Origin of the sequence: Streptomyces sp. NPDC024017, assembly GCF_040638895.1 — a bacterium.
In the GTDB taxonomy this organism is placed as follows: Bacteria; Actinomycetota; Actinomycetes; order Streptomycetales; family Streptomycetaceae; genus Streptomyces.
The window spans coordinates 362,708-381,946 of sequence record NZ_JBEZYZ010000008.1; the positions used below are offsets into that span (position 1 = coordinate 362,708).

General features: G+C 71.4%; 16 protein-coding genes and 2 pseudogenes. 9 read left to right on the forward strand and 9 right to left on the reverse strand.

Annotated elements, in window-relative coordinates; genetic code table 11:
• Nucleotides 1-9: 9 nt before the first annotated feature.
• Nucleotides 10-966: an ABC transporter substrate-binding protein gene (locus tag AB0G20_RS23625; protein WP_361305610.1), complete on the forward strand. Its 957-nt coding sequence runs from the start codon at nt 10-12 to the stop codon at nt 964-966.
• A 66-nt stretch (nt 967-1,032) separates the two neighbouring features.
• Here the strand turns inward: AB0G20_RS23625 and AB0G20_RS23630 are convergent, their stop codons facing one another.
• The 5 genes from AB0G20_RS23630 to AB0G20_RS23650 all read right to left on the reverse strand — a co-directional run bounded on the left by AB0G20_RS23630 (nt 1,033) and on the right by AB0G20_RS23650 (nt 6,108).
• Complete coding sequence (locus AB0G20_RS23630) at nt 1,033-1,617, reverse strand: ATP/GTP-binding protein (protein ID WP_361305612.1); 585 nt, start codon at nt 1,615-1,617, stop codon at nt 1,033-1,035.
• Nucleotides 1,604-1,963 (reverse strand): DUF742 domain-containing protein, encoded by a 360-nt coding sequence (locus AB0G20_RS23635; RefSeq protein WP_361305614.1) that lies wholly within the window; start codon nt 1,961-1,963, stop codon nt 1,604-1,606. The genes AB0G20_RS23630 and AB0G20_RS23635 overlap by 14 nt, the downstream gene beginning before the upstream one ends.
• Before the next feature lies 1 nt (nt 1,964).
• The gene (locus tag AB0G20_RS23640) at nt 1,965-2,396 is read right to left on the reverse strand and encodes a roadblock/LC7 domain-containing protein (protein WP_020271575.1); all 432 of its coding nucleotides are present in this window, start codon (nt 2,394-2,396) and stop codon (nt 1,965-1,967) included.
• Between the two features lie 14 nt (nt 2,397-2,410).
• A complete protein-coding gene (locus AB0G20_RS23645; RefSeq protein WP_361305616.1) occupies nt 2,411-4,912 on the reverse strand; it encodes a nitrate- and nitrite sensing domain-containing protein in 2,502 nt (833 codons plus the stop codon).
• A gap of 191 nt (nt 4,913-5,103) precedes the next feature.
• Nucleotides 5,104-6,108, reverse strand: coding sequence for a substrate-binding domain-containing protein (locus AB0G20_RS23650; protein WP_361305618.1), 1,005 nt, complete (start codon nt 6,106-6,108; stop codon nt 5,104-5,106).
• Between the two features lie 405 nt (nt 6,109-6,513).
• Here AB0G20_RS23650 and AB0G20_RS23655 point away from each other — a divergent pair, with 405 nt between their 5' ends.
• Both AB0G20_RS23655 and AB0G20_RS23660 read left to right on the forward strand, forming a co-directional pair.
• Nucleotides 6,514-6,858: a metalloregulator ArsR/SmtB family transcription factor gene (locus tag AB0G20_RS23655; RefSeq protein WP_361305842.1), complete on the forward strand. Its 345-nt coding sequence runs from the start codon at nt 6,514-6,516 to the stop codon at nt 6,856-6,858.
• Nucleotides 6,848-7,400 (forward strand): annotated as a pseudogene (locus tag AB0G20_RS23660) (cation-transporting P-type ATPase); the annotation flags it as partial. The gene AB0G20_RS23655 and the pseudogene AB0G20_RS23660, both read left to right, overlap by 11 nt.
• 11 nt (nt 7,401-7,411) lie before the next feature.
• Here AB0G20_RS23660 and AB0G20_RS23665 read toward each other — a convergent pair.
• Nucleotides 7,412-8,797: pseudogene (locus tag AB0G20_RS23665) on the reverse strand (LCP family protein); the annotation flags it as partial.
• Nucleotides 8,798-8,874: 77 nt separating this feature from the next.
• Between AB0G20_RS23665 and tatA the strand changes: the two are divergent.
• Nucleotides 8,875-9,090, forward strand: a complete 216-nt coding sequence (tatA, locus tag AB0G20_RS23670) for a Sec-independent protein translocase subunit TatA (protein ID WP_361305620.1) — start codon at nt 8,875-8,877, stop codon at nt 9,088-9,090.
• A 57-nt stretch (nt 9,091-9,147) separates the two neighbouring features.
• Here tatA and AB0G20_RS23675 read toward each other — a convergent pair whose 3' ends face one another.
• Complete coding sequence (locus AB0G20_RS23675) at nt 9,148-9,594, reverse strand: DUF6114 domain-containing protein (RefSeq protein WP_361305622.1); 447 nt, start codon at nt 9,592-9,594, stop codon at nt 9,148-9,150.
• Nucleotides 9,594-10,265, reverse strand: a complete 672-nt coding sequence (locus AB0G20_RS23680; RefSeq protein WP_361305624.1) for a DUF6230 family protein — start codon at nt 10,263-10,265, stop codon at nt 9,594-9,596. The genes AB0G20_RS23675 and AB0G20_RS23680 overlap by 1 nt, the downstream gene beginning before the upstream one ends.
• A 639-nt stretch (nt 10,266-10,904) precedes the next feature.
• On the opposite strand from AB0G20_RS23680, the gene AB0G20_RS23685 reads away from it, so the two are divergent.
• The gene (locus AB0G20_RS23685) at nt 10,905-11,549 is read left to right on the forward strand and encodes a Tat pathway signal sequence domain protein (RefSeq protein ID WP_361305626.1); all 645 of its coding nucleotides are present in this window, start codon (nt 10,905-10,907) and stop codon (nt 11,547-11,549) included.
• An 18-nt stretch (nt 11,550-11,567) separates the two neighbouring features.
• Here AB0G20_RS23685 and AB0G20_RS23690 read toward each other — a convergent pair whose 3' ends face one another.
• Nucleotides 11,568-12,500, reverse strand: a complete 933-nt coding sequence (locus tag AB0G20_RS23690; RefSeq protein WP_361305628.1) for a lytic polysaccharide monooxygenase — start codon at nt 12,498-12,500, stop codon at nt 11,568-11,570.
• 362 nt (nt 12,501-12,862) lie between these two features.
• Between AB0G20_RS23690 and AB0G20_RS23695 the strand changes: the two genes are divergently transcribed.
• The 4 genes from AB0G20_RS23695 to cyc2 all read left to right on the forward strand — a co-directional run bounded on the left by AB0G20_RS23695 (nt 12,863) and on the right by cyc2 (nt 19,151).
• A complete protein-coding gene (locus AB0G20_RS23695; RefSeq protein WP_361305630.1) occupies nt 12,863-14,662 on the forward strand; it encodes a S8 family serine peptidase in 1,800 nt (599 codons plus the stop codon).
• 289 nt (nt 14,663-14,951) lie between these two features.
• On the forward strand, nt 14,952-15,599 hold the full coding sequence (locus AB0G20_RS23700) for a ScbR family autoregulator-binding transcription factor (protein WP_361305632.1): 648 nt from the start codon (nt 14,952-14,954) through the stop codon (nt 15,597-15,599).
• A gap of 56 nt (nt 15,600-15,655) precedes the next feature.
• Entirely contained in the window at nt 15,656-16,846 is a 1,191-nt protein-coding gene (locus AB0G20_RS23705; protein ID WP_361305634.1) for a damage-control phosphatase ARMT1 family protein, read from the forward strand.
• 139 nt (nt 16,847-16,985) lie between these two features.
• On the forward strand, nt 16,986-19,151 hold the full coding sequence (cyc2, locus tag AB0G20_RS23710) for a germacradienol/geosmin synthase Cyc2 (RefSeq protein WP_361305636.1): 2,166 nt from the start codon (nt 16,986-16,988) through the stop codon (nt 19,149-19,151).
• Nucleotides 19,152-19,239: the final 88 nt, after the last annotated feature.

Below are 19,239 nucleotides of genomic sequence, written 5' to 3' on the forward strand. Positions count from 1 at the left end.
GATCGGTGGATGACTTCTACCGCGAAGAGCAGCAGGTCCAGAACGAGGCACACCAGCGTGGCGGCCGTCGCGCTCACCGCCGCTGCGGCGCTGCTCGCGGGCTGTTCGTCCGGCGGCTCCTCCGACAATCCCCTGGAGGGCGAGAAGGCGAAGGCCGGCACCGTCGTCGTCGGCTCCAACAACTTCGCCGAAAGCACCCTGCTCGCCGACATCTACGGCGAGGCGCTCAAGGCCAAGGGCCTCAAGGTCACTTACAAGCACAACATAGGCAGCCGTGAGACGACGTACGGGCTGATGAAGAACGGCTCCGTCACCGTGCTGCCGGAGTACAACGGCTCCCTGCTGGCCTACCTGGACCCCAAGGCCGAGCAGAAGTCCGCCGAGGCCGTGAACGAGGCCGCCAAGGCCAAGCTCGACAAGAAGCTGACGCTGCTTCAGTCCTCGCCCGCCGAGGACAAGGACTCGGTCACCGTCAACGCCGAGACCGCCGAGAAGTACAAGCTCACCTCCTCCTCCACCCTCGCGGACCTCAAGAAGGCCGCCCCGGACCTGGTGATCGGCGGTTCGCCCGAGTTCCAGACCCGGCAGCAGGGCCTGGCGGGCCTGAAGTCCGTGTACGGCCTGGAGTTCAAGTCCTTCAAGGCACTCGACGCGGGCGGCCCCCTGACCCAGGCGGCGCTGGCCAGGAACACCATCCAGGCCGCGGACATCTTCACCACGGACCCGACCATCGTGAAGGAGAAGTTCGTCGTCCTGAAGGACCCGGAGAACCTCTTCGGATTCGCGAACGTGACCCCGCTGGTCCACAAGAGCGGCCTCTCCCAGAAGGGCGTCGACGCGCTGAACGCGGTCTCCGCCAAGCTGGACACCAAGACGCTCCTGGAGCTGGACGCGCAGGTGCAGCTCGAGAAGAAGGACCCGCTGGACGTGGCGCAGGCCTGGCTGAAGTCGGCCGGCCTGAACTGACGGGACGCTGAACCCCGGCCCCGGGCGACCAGAACCGCCCGGGCCGGTTCTCCCGGCAGACCGCCCCTACGCCTGCACCGCCGACGCGATCAGCTGGTCGATCAGGGCGATCAGCACGTCCCGGCACGACTCCCGGTCCCGGGCGTCGCACAGCAGCACCCGCACATGGTCCGGCACCGCGAGCGCCTCCCGGATGTCCTCGGGAGGATACGGGTGTTCGCCGTGGAAGCCGTTGACACCGACGACGAACGGAATGCCCCGGCGCTCGAAGAAGTCGATCGCCGCGAAGCTGGACTTTGGTCTGCGCACGTCGACCAGGACCACGGCACCGAGCGCGCCGAGCGCCAGGTCGTTCCACATGAACCAGAACCGCTGCTGCCCCGGCGTACCGAACAGGTACAGCACCAGTTCCCGGCTGATGGTGATCCGGCCGAAGTCCAGGGCCACGGTGGTGGACCGCTTCTCCTCGATGCCGTCGAGGTCGTCGACGCCCAGACCGGCCATGGTCAGGGGCTCCTCGGTGCGCAACGGGACGATCTCGCTGACCGACCCGACCATGGTGGTCTTGCCGACGCCGAATCCCCCGGCGATGAGGATCTTGACCGTGTCGGGTGCCGAAGACGCGTCAGTGGCAAGGTCAGAGCCGGCCAAGGCCGTCCCTCACTTTCTGCAGCAGGTCCAGGTCCGGAGTGGTACGGGAAACGAGACGCGGCGGGCGCACGGTGATCCGGCCCGCCTCCAGCAGGTCGCACAGCAGGATGACGACCACGCTCACCGGAAGGTCGAGCCGGGCGGCCAGCTCCGCCACGGCGACCGGCTCGGCGCACAGCCGCAGGATCCGGGTGTGCTCGGGCTGGCACCGGGCCGCCGTGGCCGGCGGCGGATCGACCGCCGTGACCGTCGAGATGAGGGTGAAGTCGGCGCGGCTGGGCCGGGTCCGGCCCCCGGTCAGAGCGAACGGTCTGACGAGCCGGCCCGCCGCATCACCTACGCCCACCTCACACGCCTGGATCGACGACGGGTCCGGCCATGCCCCGCGGTGCCGCGCTGAGATGCTCGCCGATCTTCTTCACCAGCATGTTCATCTGGTACGCCACCACCCCGACGTCCGCGCCCGGCCCGGTCAGCACGACCAGGTGCGCACCGGGACCGGCGGAGGTCAGGATCAGATAGCTGTTGGCCATCTCGATGAGCGCCTGGCGCACCGGACCGCCCCGGAAGTCCATGCTGACGCCCTTGCTGAGGCTCATCAGCCCGGACGCGGTCGCCGCGAGCCGCTCGGCGTCGTCGCGCAGGAATCCGGTGGACTTGCTGACCACCAGGCCGTCCTCGGAGAGCACCACGGCCTGGTTCACGTCGGCGACCCGCTCCACGAGTCCGGTCAGCAGCTGGTCGAGCTGGGTGTGCGTGGCGGGGATGGGGCGTGTCATTGCGGTGTCCTTCGTCAGCGGTCGGCGGGCGGAGTCGAGGGGACGGGATCGGCGGCGGCCTGCCGGGGGACCGCGACCGCCTCCTCGTCGTGGGGCGGCTCGGCGTCGTCGTCACGGGCCCGGAGCGTGCCGCGCTGGAAGCCGGCCAGGGAGGACGCGGCGGCTTCCGCGGTGAAGTCGTCGAGGAAGCCGTCGTCACCGGCGGGCGCGGACTCCTCGCGCAACTCCTCCACCAGGCTGGTCTGCGGCACCCTGCGGGGGAGCGGGGCGAGGCCGTCCCGGCGGGGGAGGACCTCGCGGGCGGCGGACGGGACGGCGGAGGCGGTGCGGGCCGTGACGAGGGGCCGGGGCTCGCGGGCGGACCCGGCGGCCCGTTCGGTTCCCCGCGGTGCCTCGGCGCGCTGCGGCGCCGTCCCACTCGGCTCGGCGTCCATCGCACCCCGTCCGTCCACAGCGACCGGCCCGTCCTTCGGGGCGTCGCCGTCGCTCGCGCCGCCGGCCGCGCCTTCCGGGCCGGCCGGGGCCGCGAGGCCGTCGACGCCGGTTCCGTCCTCGGCGGCCCGTGTCCGCGGCGCCGTGCTGCCCGCGATCTCCCGCACCACGATCTCGTGCGGCACGAGCACGATCGCCGTGGTCCCGCCGTACGGCGACGGGCGCAGGGTGACGGCGATGCCGTGCCGGTGGGCCAGCTGGGCGATCACGAACATGCCGAGGCGGAGGTCGTCGGCGAGCGCCACCACGTCGAACTGCGGGGGCACCGCCAGCTGTTCGTTGAAGGACGTGTAGTCCTCCTCCGACATGCCGAGGCCGCGGTCCTCGACCTCGACGGCCAGGCCCTTGGCCACCATCCCGGCCCGCACCGTGACGGGGCTCGGGGCGGGGGAGTACGCGGTCGCGTTGTCGATGAGCTCGGCCAGCAGATGGATGACGTCGGCCACCGCGGGCGGCGCGACGTACACCTCCTCCTCGGTGAGCACCTCCACCCGCTGGTACTCGGCGACCTCCCCGACCGCGCTGCGCAGGATGTCCATCAGCGCGACCGGCTCGGTCCAGCTGCGGCCGGGCCGTTCCCCGCTGACGATGACGAGGTTCTCCTCGTAGCGGCGCAACTGGCTGGCCGTGGAGTCCAGTTCGTACAGGCCCTTGAGGATGTCGGGGTCGGTGTGCTCGCGCTCCAGCGTGTCGAGCTTGCTCAGCTGGAGGTTGACCAGGTTCTGGCTCTGCCGGGCTATGCCCAGGATGATCTTCTGGAAGCCGCGCCGGGTGTCGGCGAGTTCGACCGCGGTGTGCACGGCCGTGCGCTGGGCGGTGTTGAACGCCCGGGCCACCTGGCCGAGTTCGTCGTGGCCGTAGTCCAGCTCGGTCGTCGCCGACTCCGGGTCGACCGTCTCGCCCCGCTCCAGCCGCGCCACCACATCGGGCAGCCGCTCCTGCGCGAGGCTGACGGCGGCCCGGCGCAGTCCGCGCAGCCGCCGCGACAGCGAGCGGGTGATGCGCCACGACATGCCGACGCACGCCAGCAGCGCGAGCAGCCCGCCGGCGCTCAGCAGCGCCGCCTTGAGCAGCAGGGCGTCCGCCTTGTCGGCACTGCGCTCCAACAGCTCCGCCGTCTGCTGCTGGATGAGGCCCGAATACTGCTCGGACAGCTGTTCCATGGCGGCGGACCACTGCTTCTGCGCGTCCGGCAGGGCGATCCGGTCGGTGGTGTCGCCCGCGTTGCGCGACGCCAGCACCCGGTCCTCGACGGACTGCAGCGTCTGCCACTCCCGGCTCGCCAGGATCCGCTCGGTCTGCGCCTTGGCGCCCCCCGTCAGCTGCGGCAGGACCTGGTCTTTGACCAGCCAGCGCCGGGTGTTCACCAGCTCCGTGAACTGCGTCCACGTCCGGTCGTCCAGATGCCCGGTCGGCCAGGCCAGGGTCAGCTGCGCGTCCTCCCGGGAGACCAGCTCCGCCGCGTGCTCAAGACCGACCAGCGGGCCGGCCTGCGAGGTGAGGTCGCCGTCGTCGACCTGGGACAGTTCCTGGAAGGCGTGGATCTGGTCGTCGATGATCGAGGAGTACTGGTCCAGCGCCTGCTGCGGGGTGATGTCGGTCGGGTTGTCCACCTGGTCCCGGTAGTACTCCAGGCTGCCCACCGAGCCCAGCACCGAGTACAGCCGGTCGGATATGCGGGAGGGCGCCCTCTCGATCGCGTCCGCCTGCCCGACCAGCTTGGCCACCGCCTTGTCGGTCTCCTCGCGCTGCGCGTCGAGGGTGGCCCGGGAGCCCTTCGGGGAGGCCAGCCAGGCGGCCGACAGGCTGCGCTCCCGCTGCAGCGCGAGCGTCGCGTCGGTGCCCATGGCGCCGGTCGACCGGCTGAGCTCCGTCTGGTCGCGCAGCCTCAGTCCCTCCGAGAACATCTGGATCGTCGTCACGCCCCACATGGCGGCGAGGGTGACGCTGGGCACGAGGGCCAGGAGCACCAGGGAGAGGCGTATGGATCCGAGGCGGCGCCGGGCACCTGTCCGTCGAGACATCGTCGTCCTAGGGCGATCAGCGGGGGGTGAGGAAGGGGGAGGCGGAACGGTCGGAGAGGGCGGGGGACGGGCGCGGAGGTGGGGGCGTGCCCTGTACGGCACATGGGATGGGCAGGATGTTATCCGTACAAGTGGACGTAGAGGCCGGGCCTGACCGAATCTTTGGCGACACCCTCACAGGAAGAGCCCTGTCACCGGGTCCCGGCGGCCGCGAACCGTGCCACGGCGGACACGTTCGACCTGGTCACGAAGGCGGGGCCGGTCAGTACCGGGGCCGTCCCGCCCCCGCTGACGTTGCCGTTGGTCCGGTACAGCCACAGGGCGTCCACCGCGAGGTAGCCCTGGAGGTAGGGCTGCTGGTCCACGGCGAACTGCACGTCGCCGCCCTGGACCGCCTCGACGACGTCCTTGTTGAGGTCGAAGGTGGCGACCTTGGCTCTGCTGCCGGCCTGCTCGACGGCCTTGACCGCGCTGAGCCCGTACTGGGCGCCCAGGGTGACGACCTCGTCGATGCTGGAGTCCTGGCGCAGCCGGGACGCGATCGTGGCGGTCACCGCGTTCATGTCGGTGCCGTCCACGTACAGGTTGTCGGTGTCGCCGCCGAACGCCTTGCGCACACCGGCGCAGCGGGCCTCCAGCGCGACGTTGCCCCGCTCGTGCACCACGCACAGGGCGTGCTCGGCCTTGAGGTCGTCCAGCTTGTCGCCGACGGCCCCGCCCGCCACGGACTCGTCCTGGCCGAAGTACTCCAGGAGCCCGGTCGGACGCCAGGAGTCGATGCCGGAGTTGAGCCCGACGACGGGTATGCCGGCCGCCTTGGCCTGGGCGACCGGTCCGCGCATCGCCGCCGGTTTGGCCAGGGTGAGCGCGATGCCGTCGGCCTTGTCGCGGACCGCGTCCCGCACCAGGTCGGCCTGCGCGGCCGGGTCCGCGTCGCCGACGTACGTCAGATCGATCCGGTCCTTGGCCGCCGCCGCCTCGGCGCCCTTGCGCACCAGGTCCCAGAAGGCGTCGCCCTTCCCGCCGTGCGTCACCAGGGTGACCTTCATCCCGCCGCCCGATCCGCCCGCCGCGTCCGGCCCGTCGTCGGCCGCGCCGAACACGGAGCAGCCGGACACCAGCAGACACAGGGCGGACGCCAGGGCCGCGACACGGGTGCGTCTCACGGAGGTGTGCGGCGGGGGAGGAGTGTTCATGAGGGGCGGACCTCGCTGTGCGGCCGAGCAAGAGCAGGGTGAGAGTGCAGGCGGAACCGCAGGGTGTGCACCGGCCGGATGACTCTCGCTGGCCCGGAGCCAACCGTGTGTGAGCACTGGTCGTCAAGTGAGCGGCCACATGCCGTGAGTTGATGCTGCCGCATCGTGATGATCTGTCCGACGGGCCGAACAGCGGCGCCGGCGAAGCTCTCACCTCGGCTTTCCGTACCGTCCGTGCGGTTCGACCGCCGCGTGTGGACAGGGACGACACCGGGTTTCCCGCTCGCGGTCACCGCCGACGTGCCCGGCTCCGGCTCAGGGCGCCTGCCTAGACTGGTGCGGCACGCGGCACGAAGGACGTGCGCGCGGGACGGGACGGCGGACGCGACGGAAGGGGCGGTGACGGTGGCGGAAGCCGGCGGTGGCTTCGAGGACCCCTCCGCGGACGTGCTCGCCCAGGCGGCCGCGGCCTTCGGTCTGCTGGCCTCGCCCGCCCGGCTGCACATCGTCTGGGCGCTGGCCCAGGGCGAGAGCGACGTGACCGGGCTCGCCGAGCGGGTCGGCGGCGCGCTGCCCGCGGTCAGCCAGCACCTCACCAAGCTGAAGCTGGCCGGACTCGTCCGCTCCCGCCGCGAGGGCCGCCGGCAGGTGTACTACGTCGACGACCCCGACGTCGTCGACGTCGTGCGGCTCCTGGTGGACCGGCTCACCGGCCGTGCCGCGCCGGCCCGCCGCCTCCATGGCCTCTGAGACCGTCGGGGGCACCACCCTCGAGGTGCTGCGGCGGCTGGAGTCGGGGCCAAGGGGGCTGACCGAGGCGGAGGCCGCGTCCCGGCTGGCCGCCCACGGCGAGAACACGCTGCCGGACCGCCGTACCCCGTCCTGGCCCCGCCGGTGGGTACGCGCCCTGCGCGACCCCTTCACCGCCGTTGCTCTGCCTCGGCCTGGTGTCCGCCGCCGTCGCCTCCTGGGGCACCGCCGTGGTGATCCTCGCCCTGGTCGCGGTCAGCTGTGTGCTGCGGGCGAGCGGGGAGCACCGGGCCGACCGGTCCCTGGCCGCCCTGCGCGAACTGGTCGCCGGCACCGCCACGGTGCTGCGCCGCCCCGGCCCCGCGGAGCCGCCGGAGCCCCGGGAGGTGCCGGTCGCCGAGCTGGTCCCCGGGGACGTGCTCCGGCTCGGCCCCGGTGATCTGGTCCCGGCGGACGTACGGCTGCTGCGGGCCCGGGGGTTCATGGTGCACCAGGGGGCGCTGACCGGGGAGTCGGCGCCGGTGGCGAAGCGGGCGGTCGACGACGACGCCTCGGCCCCGGGAAGGGCCCGAGCCACGGTCCTGGCCCGGTCCCCGAGGCCCGGCCCGTACTCGACCAGCGTGCTCGTGTGGCCCTGGTCGGTCGCGGTGGCCGTACCGGTGACGGTGAAGCCCTCCCGGGTGAGGGTGGCGGCGGCGCGGGCAGCCAGGCCCGGGACGGCGGTGCCGTTGTAGACGGCGACCTCGATGCCCTCACCGGAGACCGGCGTGGGGGAGCCGGAAGCGTCGGAATCAGCTGTTCCGGTCTTCTTCCCGGTGGCGTTCTCGCCGTCGATCGTGCGGTCGGACCTGAGCGCGGCCCACAGGGCGTCCGCGTCCGGCTGGACGATCGCCACCCGGGAACCCTCGTAGCGCCAGGGCAGGGTGACGAACTCGGTGTTGTGCAGGTCGATGTCCTTCAGCGACATCGCGAAGGAGATCAGCTTGTCGGCGGAGCCCAGACCGGGGTCGACGGTGAGCGACTTCGTGGCGGCGTCGGCCAGCGGCAACAGCCTCGTGGGGGTGAGGCCCTTGCTCTTGATTTCCTTCAACAGGCTCGCCACGAACGCCTGCTGGGGTTTGATCCGGCCGATGTCGGAGCCGTCGCCGATGCCGTGCCGGATCCGGACGTAGTCCAGCGCCTTGCGCCCCGACACGGTCTGCTCGCCCCTGGGGAAGAGCAGCTTGCCCGGGGCGGTGAGATGCGGGTCGAGGTCGTGCTCGTAGACGTTCTGCGGCAGGCACACCCGCACCCCGCCCACCACGTCCGTCAGTTCGGCGAAGCCCTTGAAGTCGACGACGACGGTGTGGTCGACGCGCAGCCCGGTGAGCTGCTCGACCGTGTTCTGGGTGCAGGCGGGGTTGCCCTCGGGTGTCTGGCCGACCGAGTACGCCGCGTTGAACATCGTGTTCGGCCGGGCCTTGGTCCAGGTGCCGTCGGGCAGCTTGCAGGGCGGGACGGTGACCAGCGTGTCGCGGGGGATGGAGACGGCGATCGCGTGCCGGTGGTCGGCGTAGACGTGCAGCAGGAAGGCGGTGTCGGAGCGGCCCACGTCGTCCTTCTCACCGCCGCCCAGGGCGTTGTTGCCGCCGGTGCGGGTGTCGGAGCCGATGACCAGGACGTTCTCGCCCTTCGACGAGCCGGCGTCGGGGCGGTCGTCGGAGAGGCCGCCGGAATCGAACGCTCTGATGTCGCCGTCCAGCTTCAGACAGAGCCAGCCGGCGCCGCCCGCGGCGAGGACGAGCAGGGCCAGACCGAGCAGGAGGGCGGTGCGTATGCCCCGGCCGCGGCGGCGGCCGCGCCGGCGCCTGCGGTCCCGGGGTGCGCCCCGGTTGCCGTGGCCGGCACCCCCGCTCCGGTGCCGCGGCGGGTCCGTCCTCCGATTGCTGGTGACCGTCATCGGCGTCCGCTTGCCTCTCGCCCGGGGGTTGTACAGTTGCGCAATGTAGCAACTGTCGACGAGAGGGAGGGCATGACGTGCTGCGCAACGGACTGGAGCCCTGGCATCTGCTGATCGTGGCGATCGTCGTGATCGTCCTGTTCGGATCGAAGAAGCTGCCGGACACGGCGCGCTCGCTGGGCCGCTCGATGCGGATCCTCAAGAGCGAGGCCAAGGCCCTGAAGGAGGAGGGCGGTTCGGGCCCGGCACCCGGGGAGCAGGCCCGGCCCGCCACGCCCGCGGACGCCGGCTAGGGCCTGATCCAAGCGACAGGCCCCAAAGCCTGCCGCCGGCGTCCCCGGACGGCATGTCTAGGGCTGCCGCACCGGCGCCGGGGACAAGGTTTTCGCCGCCCGGGCCTCCTTGCGGCGCTGCCTGCGGCCGACGCGGGGTTCCTGATCCGGGAGCCAGCCGAAGGCGAGGCAGCTTCCGACCACGCCCAGGAGCAGGCCGATGAAGAAGCCGCCCAGGTTGGAGGTCAGCCAGGTGCCCAGGGAGACCAGCACGCCGATGACCGAGTAGAACAGGCGCTGGGCGGGGTTGAAGAGGATCAGCAGGCCGCACAGCAGCATCACGACCGGGAGCAGGTAGCCGGCCAGGCCCTGCATGCCGACGTGCAGGATGACGTCCAGTGACGCCTTCAGGGTGAGCAGGACCTCCGCCCCGCCCAGGGCGAGCAGCAGCCCGCCCCAGAACGGCCGGCCGGCCCGCCACTGCCTGAAGGCGGGCCGGACTCCCTCGCGCGGGCTGCGCGGCATCAGCAACCCGATCCGCTGAAGCCCAGCTTCAGACCCGGCAGCTTGAACACACCGGCTGTCGTGGCGTAGTTGGTCTGCCGCAGTTTGGCGATGTGCACGGTGTCGGACTGCTGGCTGAACACGCCCTTGGGCCCCCGGCCCTGCGCCCCGGCCTTGTTGAGCGTGCTGGCGTCGTTGCCGATCTCGATGTTGTTGAACGCGGCGTCGCCGGACAGCTCGGTGGAGTCGGTCGTCAGATCGCTGGCGGTGACCTTCTGCGCGCCTTCACCCGCCCGGATGATCAGGTTCGTGCCGCCCAGGTCCACGCTCTGGCACAGCTTGGTGAGCGTCGCGTTCTTGATCACGGACGTGACGACCAGCACCTGACCGCCGGTGTCACCGGCGTTGGGGCTGCCCTCGGCCATCTCGTCCAGGCCGCCGAACTGCGCGAAGCCGGTGCCGTTCAGCTCGGTCGCGGTGACCGTGAACGGCATGCCGGAGATGGCGAACTGCACACCCAGGGCCCCCTGGGAGGTGAGGATCGCGAGGCCGGCGGCGACCGCGGTGGCCGGTACCGCCATCACCGCGGCGCGGCGTGCCCGGACCCGGCCGCGTCGCGCGGGAGCGTCAAGGACGTCCGGGGCGGCGGCGCCGTCCGGTCTTTCGGGGGTGAGCTCGGCGGAGGAGGTCATGTCTGCTCCAGGTGCATGTCGGTGCGGATCGGACTTCGAATGGCACGTTGCCCTGGCGCGGACATCGACCGCGTACGCACGGCTCCCGCAACTCCCGGCGGTTGCAAGGGCTTTCTCGTTACGCCGCAGTAGCCGTCGAGGAAGTTACCGGGGGTTACATGAGGGGTCAAGGGAAGTGTGAACAAAGAGTGTCGATTGTGCGCTGCAGGTGAGCCGCCGGTGTCCCGATGCGCTCAGCGCACGCACAACTCCCCTGCAAAGCCTTGACGTTGAGCGAGGCGCAGGTCTACAACTCTCCTCGTCCCACCGGATCCGTGGCGCCGGATCCGCCGCGCGGCACGTCCGTGTGTCCCGGACCCGCTCGTCCCCGTACGGGCATCTTGTCGCCCGGTGCGTCCGCACGGGCTTTCTTTCGCCCGAGTCCCCCGCCGCGGCACGGCCGCTTTCCCCGGAGCCGTGCCACCAGCCACCCCCCGCCCGGCCCGGCCGGAGGCCCCTTCCCGTGTGAGCCTCCGGCCGGTGACCGGCCTGCCGATGCCGGCCCGTCACGTACGGAGAAGGCGTGACGCGCCGGCACCGGCGGACGCCCGGCGCACCCCCCACCCCCAGCCCCCCCGCTATCGAAAGAGGTACACCCGCATGCGTACGCGCACCCTCCTCGCCCTCACCGCCGCCGTCGCCGCCCTGGGCCTCGCCGCCCCCGCCTCCGCGGCCGACACACCCGTCCTGACCACCACCGACGGCGCGGCCGTCGCGGTCGGCGACGTCCTCGACGCGTCCCTGGCGAGCGGCACCGCCGCCACCTTCTACTCCAGCGCGACCGGCACCAGCGGAATCTCCTGCACCAAGTCGGCGTTCTCCGCCGCCGTCACCGACAACCCGGCCGCCCCCGGCACCGCCACCGAGTCCCTGACCCAGCACAGCTTCGACACCAGCGGCTGCACCACCAACGTCGTCGGCGTCCTCGGCGTCAGCGGCATCACCGTCGACAACCTGCCCTACACCACCAGCGTGTCCTCCGGCGGCACCGTCTCCGTGACCCCGGCCGCGGGCTCCACCGTCCAGTCCACGGTCAAGCTGCGCACCCTGCTCGGCACCATCACCTGCGTCTACCAGGCCCCCCCCGGCCTGACCGGCGCGGCGGACAACGCCGACCACAGCATCTCCTTCACCAACCAGCAGTTCACCAAGGTGTCCGGCTCGTCGCTGTGCTTCGGCAACGCCTTCTTCACCGCCAAGTACGCCCCGGTGACCAAGGGCGGCGTCGCCGTCAACGTCAACTAGGGCGTAGACGGCAGTAGTTCAGCGCCGCCGTAGCCGTACGGCCAGGGCGGCGCCGCCGGTGAGCAACAGCACCGCCGCGGCGCCGCCCGCCAGCATGGGCGCGGACGGGCTGGAGGACGGGCCGGAGGTGGTGGTCAGCGGCGTGTGGTCACCCTGCGGCTGCGGGCCGGGGGAGTGCACCGCGGTGCTCGCTGCCGGCCCTTCCGTCTCCGGTTTCGCCGGCTCCCTCTTCTGCTCGGGCTTCTTCTCCTCCGGCCCTTCCCCCTTCGCCCGTTCCTCCTTCTGCTCCGTCTTCCGCGGCTCCTTCTCCGTCTCCGGGAACACCACGTCCGAGCACGAGTAGTAGGTGTCCGGCGTGCTGCTGTTCTGCCAGACCGTGTACAGGACATGCCGCCCGGTCCGGTCGGACGGCAGAGTGGCCTCGATGCGGTACGCGCCGTCCGCCAGGGCCGGGTCCGTCACCTCCGCGAACGGCTTCTCGGGCAGGTCGGACCAGGACAGCGGGCCGGCCGGGTCGTAGCCGGGCTTCGTCAGATACATCCGGAACGTGCCGGTGTGCGGGATCGTCGAGACGTACCGCATCGTCAGGGTCGCGCCCGGCGTCATACGGGTCGACGGCCAGTCGGCGCGGGCGAGATCGAGGCCCCGGTAGGCGGGCAGGCCCCCGCTGCACAGCTTCCCGTCCGGGACGACCTCCCGGTCCCGGCCGTCCACGTTCGCCACCCGCAGGTTGTCCCACGCCGTGAAGGGCGCGCCGTTCGCGGCGACGGCCGCACGGCACGCCGCCGTGCCCGCGCGGTCACCACCCTCCGGGGAACAGGCCACCACCCGGCTCACCGGGTCCGTCGGCGCACCGTGCGCGTGGGCCGGGCCCGCCGCCCACAGCGGCAGCAGCAGCGGGGTCACGAGGGCGGCCGCGAGTGCGGTGCGGTGTGCGGGTGTACGAGGCATCCCTCTGCGTCTCCTCGGCCGGGGTGGTGACGTCCGGTCATGCAGTACGGGAAATCGGCCCGGCGCGTTCATCACGCCACGACCTGTTCGAAAAGGGGCCATTGGGCGCCCAACTGCCCGCCGTAGAGGGTGGGGTCGCAGGTGGATCGAGGGTTTCCCCCGTATCCCGGTGACCTTCCCTTTGCCTATCGTTCGAGCACCGCTGACCCACAGGTAACCCCGAACGGGTCCGCTTCTGCCTCACGCCTGGCCGGCCATCGCGTCGCTCTTCGCTTTTCGAACCACCCCCCTCCGCTTCGAGGACGAAGCGACTCCACCGCCGCTCCGCCCAGCCCGGAGTCCGGCCACGAAAGGCAACGACCGTGCGTATCTCCCCAGAGCTCAGACGGAAGCTGATATCCGTCGCCGTCGTCTCCACGGCCCTGCTGACCGCAGCCCCCGCCTCGGTCGCCGTCGCCCAGGAGTCCGCCCCCGCCCCGGCCGCCGTCCCGGCCGCTCAGACCGAGGCCGCCCCCGGCGCCCCGGCCGAGCGCCTCATCGTCGGGTACAAGTCCGGCGCGAGCGAGGCCAAGTCCGACAAGGCCGCCGCCGCCGACGCCGCGACCAAGGCCGAGAAGACGGGCGAGGACGTCGACTTCCAGCGCCGCCTCGGCACCGGTGCCGCCCTCGTCGAGCTGGGCACCGACCCCTCCCGGTCGTCCGTCGCCGATGTCGTCGCCCAGTACAAGGCCGACCCGCAGGTCGCCTACGTCGTCCCGGACCGCCTGAACAAGCCGACGGCCGTCACCCCGAACGACACCGAGTACAGCAAGCAGTGGGACCTCTTCGAGTCCACCGCGGGCATGAACGTCCCCGGCGCCTGGGACACCACCACCGGCACCGGCGTCACCGTCGCCGTCATCGACACGGGCTACGTGGCCCACTCCGACCTGGCCGCGAACATCGTCGGCGGCTACGACTTCATCTCCGACACCGCCGTCTCCGTCGACGGCAACGGCCGTGACAGCAACCCGGCCGACCCGGGCGACTGGTACAACGCCGACGAGTGCGGCCAGGGCATCCCCGCGTCCGCCTCCTCCTGGCACGGCACCCACGTGGCCGGCACCATCGCCGCCGCCACCAACAACGGCAAGGGCGTCGCCGGTATCGCCTACGGCGCGAAGATCTCCCCGGTCCGCGTCCTCGGCAAGTGCGGCGGCTACGACTCCGACATCATCGACGCCATCACCTGGGCGTCCGGCGGCACCGTCTCCGGCGTGCCCGCCAACACCAACGTCGCCAAGGTCATCAACATGAGCCTCGGCGGGGGCGGCGCCTGCTCCAGCGCGACCCAGAGCGCCATCAACGGCGCCGTGAACCGTGGCACCTCGGTCGTCGTCGCGGCCGGCAACGAGAACCAGAACGTCTCCAACGCCTCCCCGGCGAACTGCAGCAACGTCATCGCGGTCGCCGCGACCAACCGCGCCGGCGGCCGGGCCTCGTACTCCAACTACGGCTCGCTCGTGGACATCTCCGCCCCCGGTGGTGAGACCCGCACCTCCACCGCCAACGGCATCCTGTCCACGCTGAACTCCGGCACCAAGACGCCGTCGACCGAGAACTACGCCTTCTACCAGGGCACCAGCATGGCCACCCCGCACGTCGCGGGCCTCGCCGCGCTGATGAAGTCGGCCAACTCCGCCCTCACCCCGGCGCAGATCGAGTCGGCCATCAAGGCCAACGCCCGTGCCCTGCCCGGCACCTGCTCCGGCGGCTGCGGCGCGGGCCTCGCGGACGCCGCCAAGACGGTCCAGGCCGTGAAGGGCGGTTCGTCCACCGGCACGACCTTCTCCAGCACCACCGCCGTCGCGATACCGGACGCCGGCGCGGCGATCGAGTCGCCGATCAGCGTCACCGGCCGCAGCGGCAACGCCCCCTCGGCCCTCCAGGTCGACGTGGACATCACCCACACCTACCGCGGTGACCTCGTCATCGACCTGGTCGCGCCGGACGGTTCGGCGTACCGCCTGAAGTCCGCCGCGTCGGACTCCGCCGACAACGTGAACACCACCTACACGGTGAACGCGTCCAGCGAGAGCGCCAACGGCACCTGGAAGCTGCGCGTCCAGGACACCGCGGCCCAGGACACGGGCACCCTCAACGGCTGGAAGCTGACCTTCTGATCACTCTGATCCTCCTTCGGGAACGCTGAACGAGGCAGGCCACAAGCGGGCGGGCCGGCCGGTGCGGATGGGGCACCGGCCGGCCCGCCTTTACGTCTGGCCCCACATCCCCCACAGTCGGATACCGAACGCGCTGTTTTCTTTCACCAGTTGCGCTTGTTTTGCCGGATGTGCACCCGCACTCCGGCACACTGGTGTGATGAGCGCCGTCTCAGGGTGAGTTATCGTGTACGGGGGGTAAAAACAAACGGCATGACCCGTTCATTTCCGTCCCGGGAGAGTTCAGTCGATGGCGAGGCAGTTGCGAGCCGAGCAGACCCGCTCGACGATCATCACGGCCGCCGCTGACCTGTTCGACCGTCGTGGCTACGAATCGACCAGTCTCAGCGACATCGTGGAGCACGCCCACGTCACCAAGGGTGCCCTGTACTTCCACTTCGCGGCGAAGGAGGATCTCGCCCACGCGATCCTCGAACTCCAGTCGCACACCGCCCGCCGGCTGGCGACGGAGACCGACAAACGCGGCCACACCTCCCTCGAGTCGCTGATGCGCCTCACGTTCGGCATCACCCGCATGTCCGTGGAGGATCCGGTGCTGCGGGCCGGGCTGCGGCTCGCCACGGGCGGGATCCGGCCCCGGCCGCCCCTGAGTCACCCGTTCACCGAGTGGCTGGACATCGTCACGGCCCGGCTCGTCGGCGCGGTCAAGGAGTCCGACGTCCACCCGGACATCGATATCGACGTCGTGGCCCACTCGTTGGTCTGCTTCTTCGTCGGAACCCGCGTCGTGGGCCGCTCCCGCGAGCCGGTCGCGCGCCAGCCCCGCCGGACGGCCGAGATGTGGAACATACTCATCCGAGGCCTGGTCCCGGTGACCCGCCGAGCCCGCTATCTGAGCCTGGCGGCGCGTCTGGAGCGGGAGATCGCACCGGTGTGACCGGAGGGCTGGGCGGGTCGGCCCGCACGAAGGGCCCGCGCGTTACGGTGAGGCCCATGCCCGACACCCCCTCCGCGCCCCTGCTCCTCGGCAACCAGCCGGGCTCATTCCCCCACAGTGTGCTGGCCGAGCGGCACCCCGCGATCATCCGGCAGGTCCGCGAGGCCTTCCCGTACGAACCCGGGCAGCACCGCGCCCTCGACGAACTGCTCGCCAACTGCACCAAGGGCGAGATCGAACCCCTCCCCGCCGACGCGCACGACCGGGACCACTGGGACACCTGGGGGCTGCGCGAGTACACCGGTCGCTCCTGGTTCGACGTGCCGTGGCTCTGGTCCGAGAGCTGGTTCTACCGCCGGCTGCTCCAGGCCGTCGGCTGGTTCGGCCCCGGCCCCTGGCAGGGCATCGACCCCTTCCGCCCCTTCAAGCTCGCCGAACTCGACTCCACCGAGACCGACGAGGAACTCGCCGCGCTCGACGACCTCGCCGGCCGCCCCGCCGCCGAACAGGCGCAGGCCCTGCTGCACGGCTCCCTGTGGGGCAACCGCGCCGACCTCGGCTTCCGCCTCTCCGCCGAAGGCGCGCGGGACGCCGACGCCGTACCCGGCCTCGTGGCCGACGACAGCGAGCGGCTCTGGTCCCTGCTCGACACCACGGCCCCGGGGGCCGGCATACTGTGCCTGGTCGCCGACAACGCGGGCCGTGAACTCGTCCCCGATCTCCTCCTCATCGCCCACCTCCTGGAGAGCGGCCGCATCGGACGGGCGGTCCTGCACGTCAAGCCGTATCCCTACTACGTCTCCGACGCCACCACCGCCGACGTCGTCGACGCCCTGCGCCAGCTGACCGGCGCCGGGGGAGCGGCCGCCGCCTACGGGCAGACCCTGTGGTCCGCCCTGGCCGACGGGCGCCTCACCCTGCGCGCCCACCCCTTCTCCAGCGCGCCGCTGCCGTACGAGGAGATGCCCGGGGACCTGCGCGCCGAGTTCGCCGCGGCCACGCTCACGATCGTCAAGGGCGACCTCAACTACCGCCGTCTGGTGGGCGACCGGCTCTGGGCCCCGACCACGCCGTTCGCGGACGTCACCGCGTACTTCCCCGGCCCGGTCGCCGCCCTGCGCACCCTGAAGTCCGACGTGATCACCGGCCTCGACGCGCCGACGGAGGCCGCCCTGGTCGCGGCGGAGGACCAGCGCTGGCGCACCGGTGGCACGCACGCGCTGATCCAGGTACGGGACGCCCGGTAAGGGCGCGCGGCGGCTTCTGGTTGAGGAAGGTACGCCACAAGGGCCGGGCAGAGCTCCCGCGTTCGCTCTGATTCACGCGATGGTGTGATCATGTCCGGCCCGGTGGATGTCACCGCGGGGCGCCGGGTAGGGCCCGGCCATGACGCAGCCGTTCGAACTCCCGCACTTCTACATGCCGCACCCCGCGCGGCTGAACCCCCACCTCGACGAGGCCCGGGCCCATTCGACCGAGTGGGCACGCGAGATGGGCATGCTGGAGGGATCCGGCGTCTGGGAGCAGGCCGACCTCGACGCGCACGACTACGGCCTGCTGTGCGCCTACACCCACCCCGACTGCGACGGCCCCGCCCTCTCCCTCATCACCGACTGGTACGTGTGGGTCTTCTTCTTCGACGACCACTTCCTGGAGTTGTACAAGCGCACCCAGGACCGCGCCGCCGGCAAGGCCCACCTGGACCGGCTGCCCCTGTTCATGCCGCTGGACCTGTCGGCTCCGGTGCCGGAACCGCGGAACCCGGTCGAGGCGGGCCTCGCCGACCTGTGGGCGCGCACGGTGCCGAAGATGTCCGAGGAGTGGCGCCGCCGCTTCGCCGTGGCCACCGAGCACCTCCTCAACGAGTCGATGTGGGAACTGTCCAACATCAACGAGGGGCGGATCGCCAACCCCGTCGAGTACATCGAGATGCGCCGCAAGGTCGGCGGCGCCCCCTGGTCGGCGGGGCTCGTGGAGTACGCGACCGCCGAAGTGCCCGCCGCCGTCGCCGAGTCCAGGCCGCTGAGGGTGCTGATGGAGACGTTTTCCGACGCCGTGCACCTGCGCAACGACCTGTTCTCCTACCAGCGCGAGGTCGAGGACGAGGGCGAACTCAGCAACGGCGTCCTGGTGCTGGAGACCTTCTTCGGCTGCACCACCCAGGAGGCCGCCGACACCGTCAACGACGTCCTCACCTCCCGCCTCCACCAGTTCGAGCACACGGCGTTCACCGAAGTGCCCGCGGTGGCCCTGGAGAACGGCCTCAGGCCGGACGAGGTCGTGGCCGTGGCGGCGTACACGAAGGGGCTGCAGGACTGGCAGTCCGGCGGCCATGAGTGGCATCTGCGCTCCAGCCGCTACATGAACGAGAACGCGGTGCGCGGCGGCAGCCCGTGGTCGGGATGCTCCGGCTTCGGCACCTCGGCCGCCGACGTCCGCGCCCTGCTCGCGACGGCCGGAGCAGAGCGGCTGCGCTCCTACACACACGTGCCGTACCAGAAGGTCGGGCTGTCGCAGATCCCCGACATCCGCATGCCGTTCCCGCTGGAGCTCAGCCCCCACCTCGACCACTCCCGCCGGCAGCTGCGCGACTGGGTGGAGCGCATGGGCATCCTCGCCGAGGGCGTCTGGGACGAGGACAAGCTCCGGGCCTACGACCTCGCGCTCTGCTCGGCCGGACTCGACCCGGACGCCACGCCCGAGGCCCTCGACCTCAGCGCGCAGTGGCTCGCCTGGGGCACCTACGGCGACGACTACTACCCCCTGGTCTACGGCCACCGCCGCGACCTCGCCGCGGCCCGGCTGACCACGGCCCGCCTGTCCGACTGCATGCCCGTCGACGGCGCGGAGCCGCTGCTCCCGGCCAACGCCATGGAGCGCGCCCTGGCCGACCTCTGGGTGCGCACCACCGCGGGGATGCCGCCCGAGGCGCGGCGCACGCTCAAGGACGCGATCAACGTCATGACCGAGAGCTGGGTGTGGGAGCTGTCCAACCAGCTCCAGAACCGCGTGCCCGACCCGGTCGACTACCTGGAGATGCGCCGGGCGACCTTCGGCTCCGACCTCACCCTGAGCCTGTGCCGGATGGGACACGGCCCGGCCGTCCCGCCCGAGGTCTACCGCAGCGGCCCCGTCCGCTCCCTGGAGAACGCCGCGATGGACTTCGCGTGCCTCCTCAACGATGTCTTCTCCTACCAGAAGGAGATCGAGTTCGAGGGCGAGATCCACAACGCGATCCTCGTCGTGCAGACCTTCTTCGGCTGCGACTACCCGACCGGGCTCGGCATCGTGCACGACCTGATGAGCCAGCGCATGCGCCAGTTCGAGCATGTCGTCGAGCACGAACTGCCCATCCTGTACGACGACTTCCAGCTCACGGAGGAAGCGCGCGCGGCCATGGGGACGTACGTGACGGACCTGCGGAACTGGATGGCCGGCATCCTCAACTGGCATCGCGAGGTGGACCGCTACAAGGACGCGTGGCTGTCCCGGCGTGCCCACGGCTTCCTCCCGGACCGGCCGCCGGCCGTGCCCGTCCCGGCCTTCCGCTGAGTCGGCACTTCCAGCCAGATCAACCCGGAACAGGACATGACGGAACCCCCGGTGGCGCGCCGGGGGTCTTCCTTGGCCGTGCAGCGGT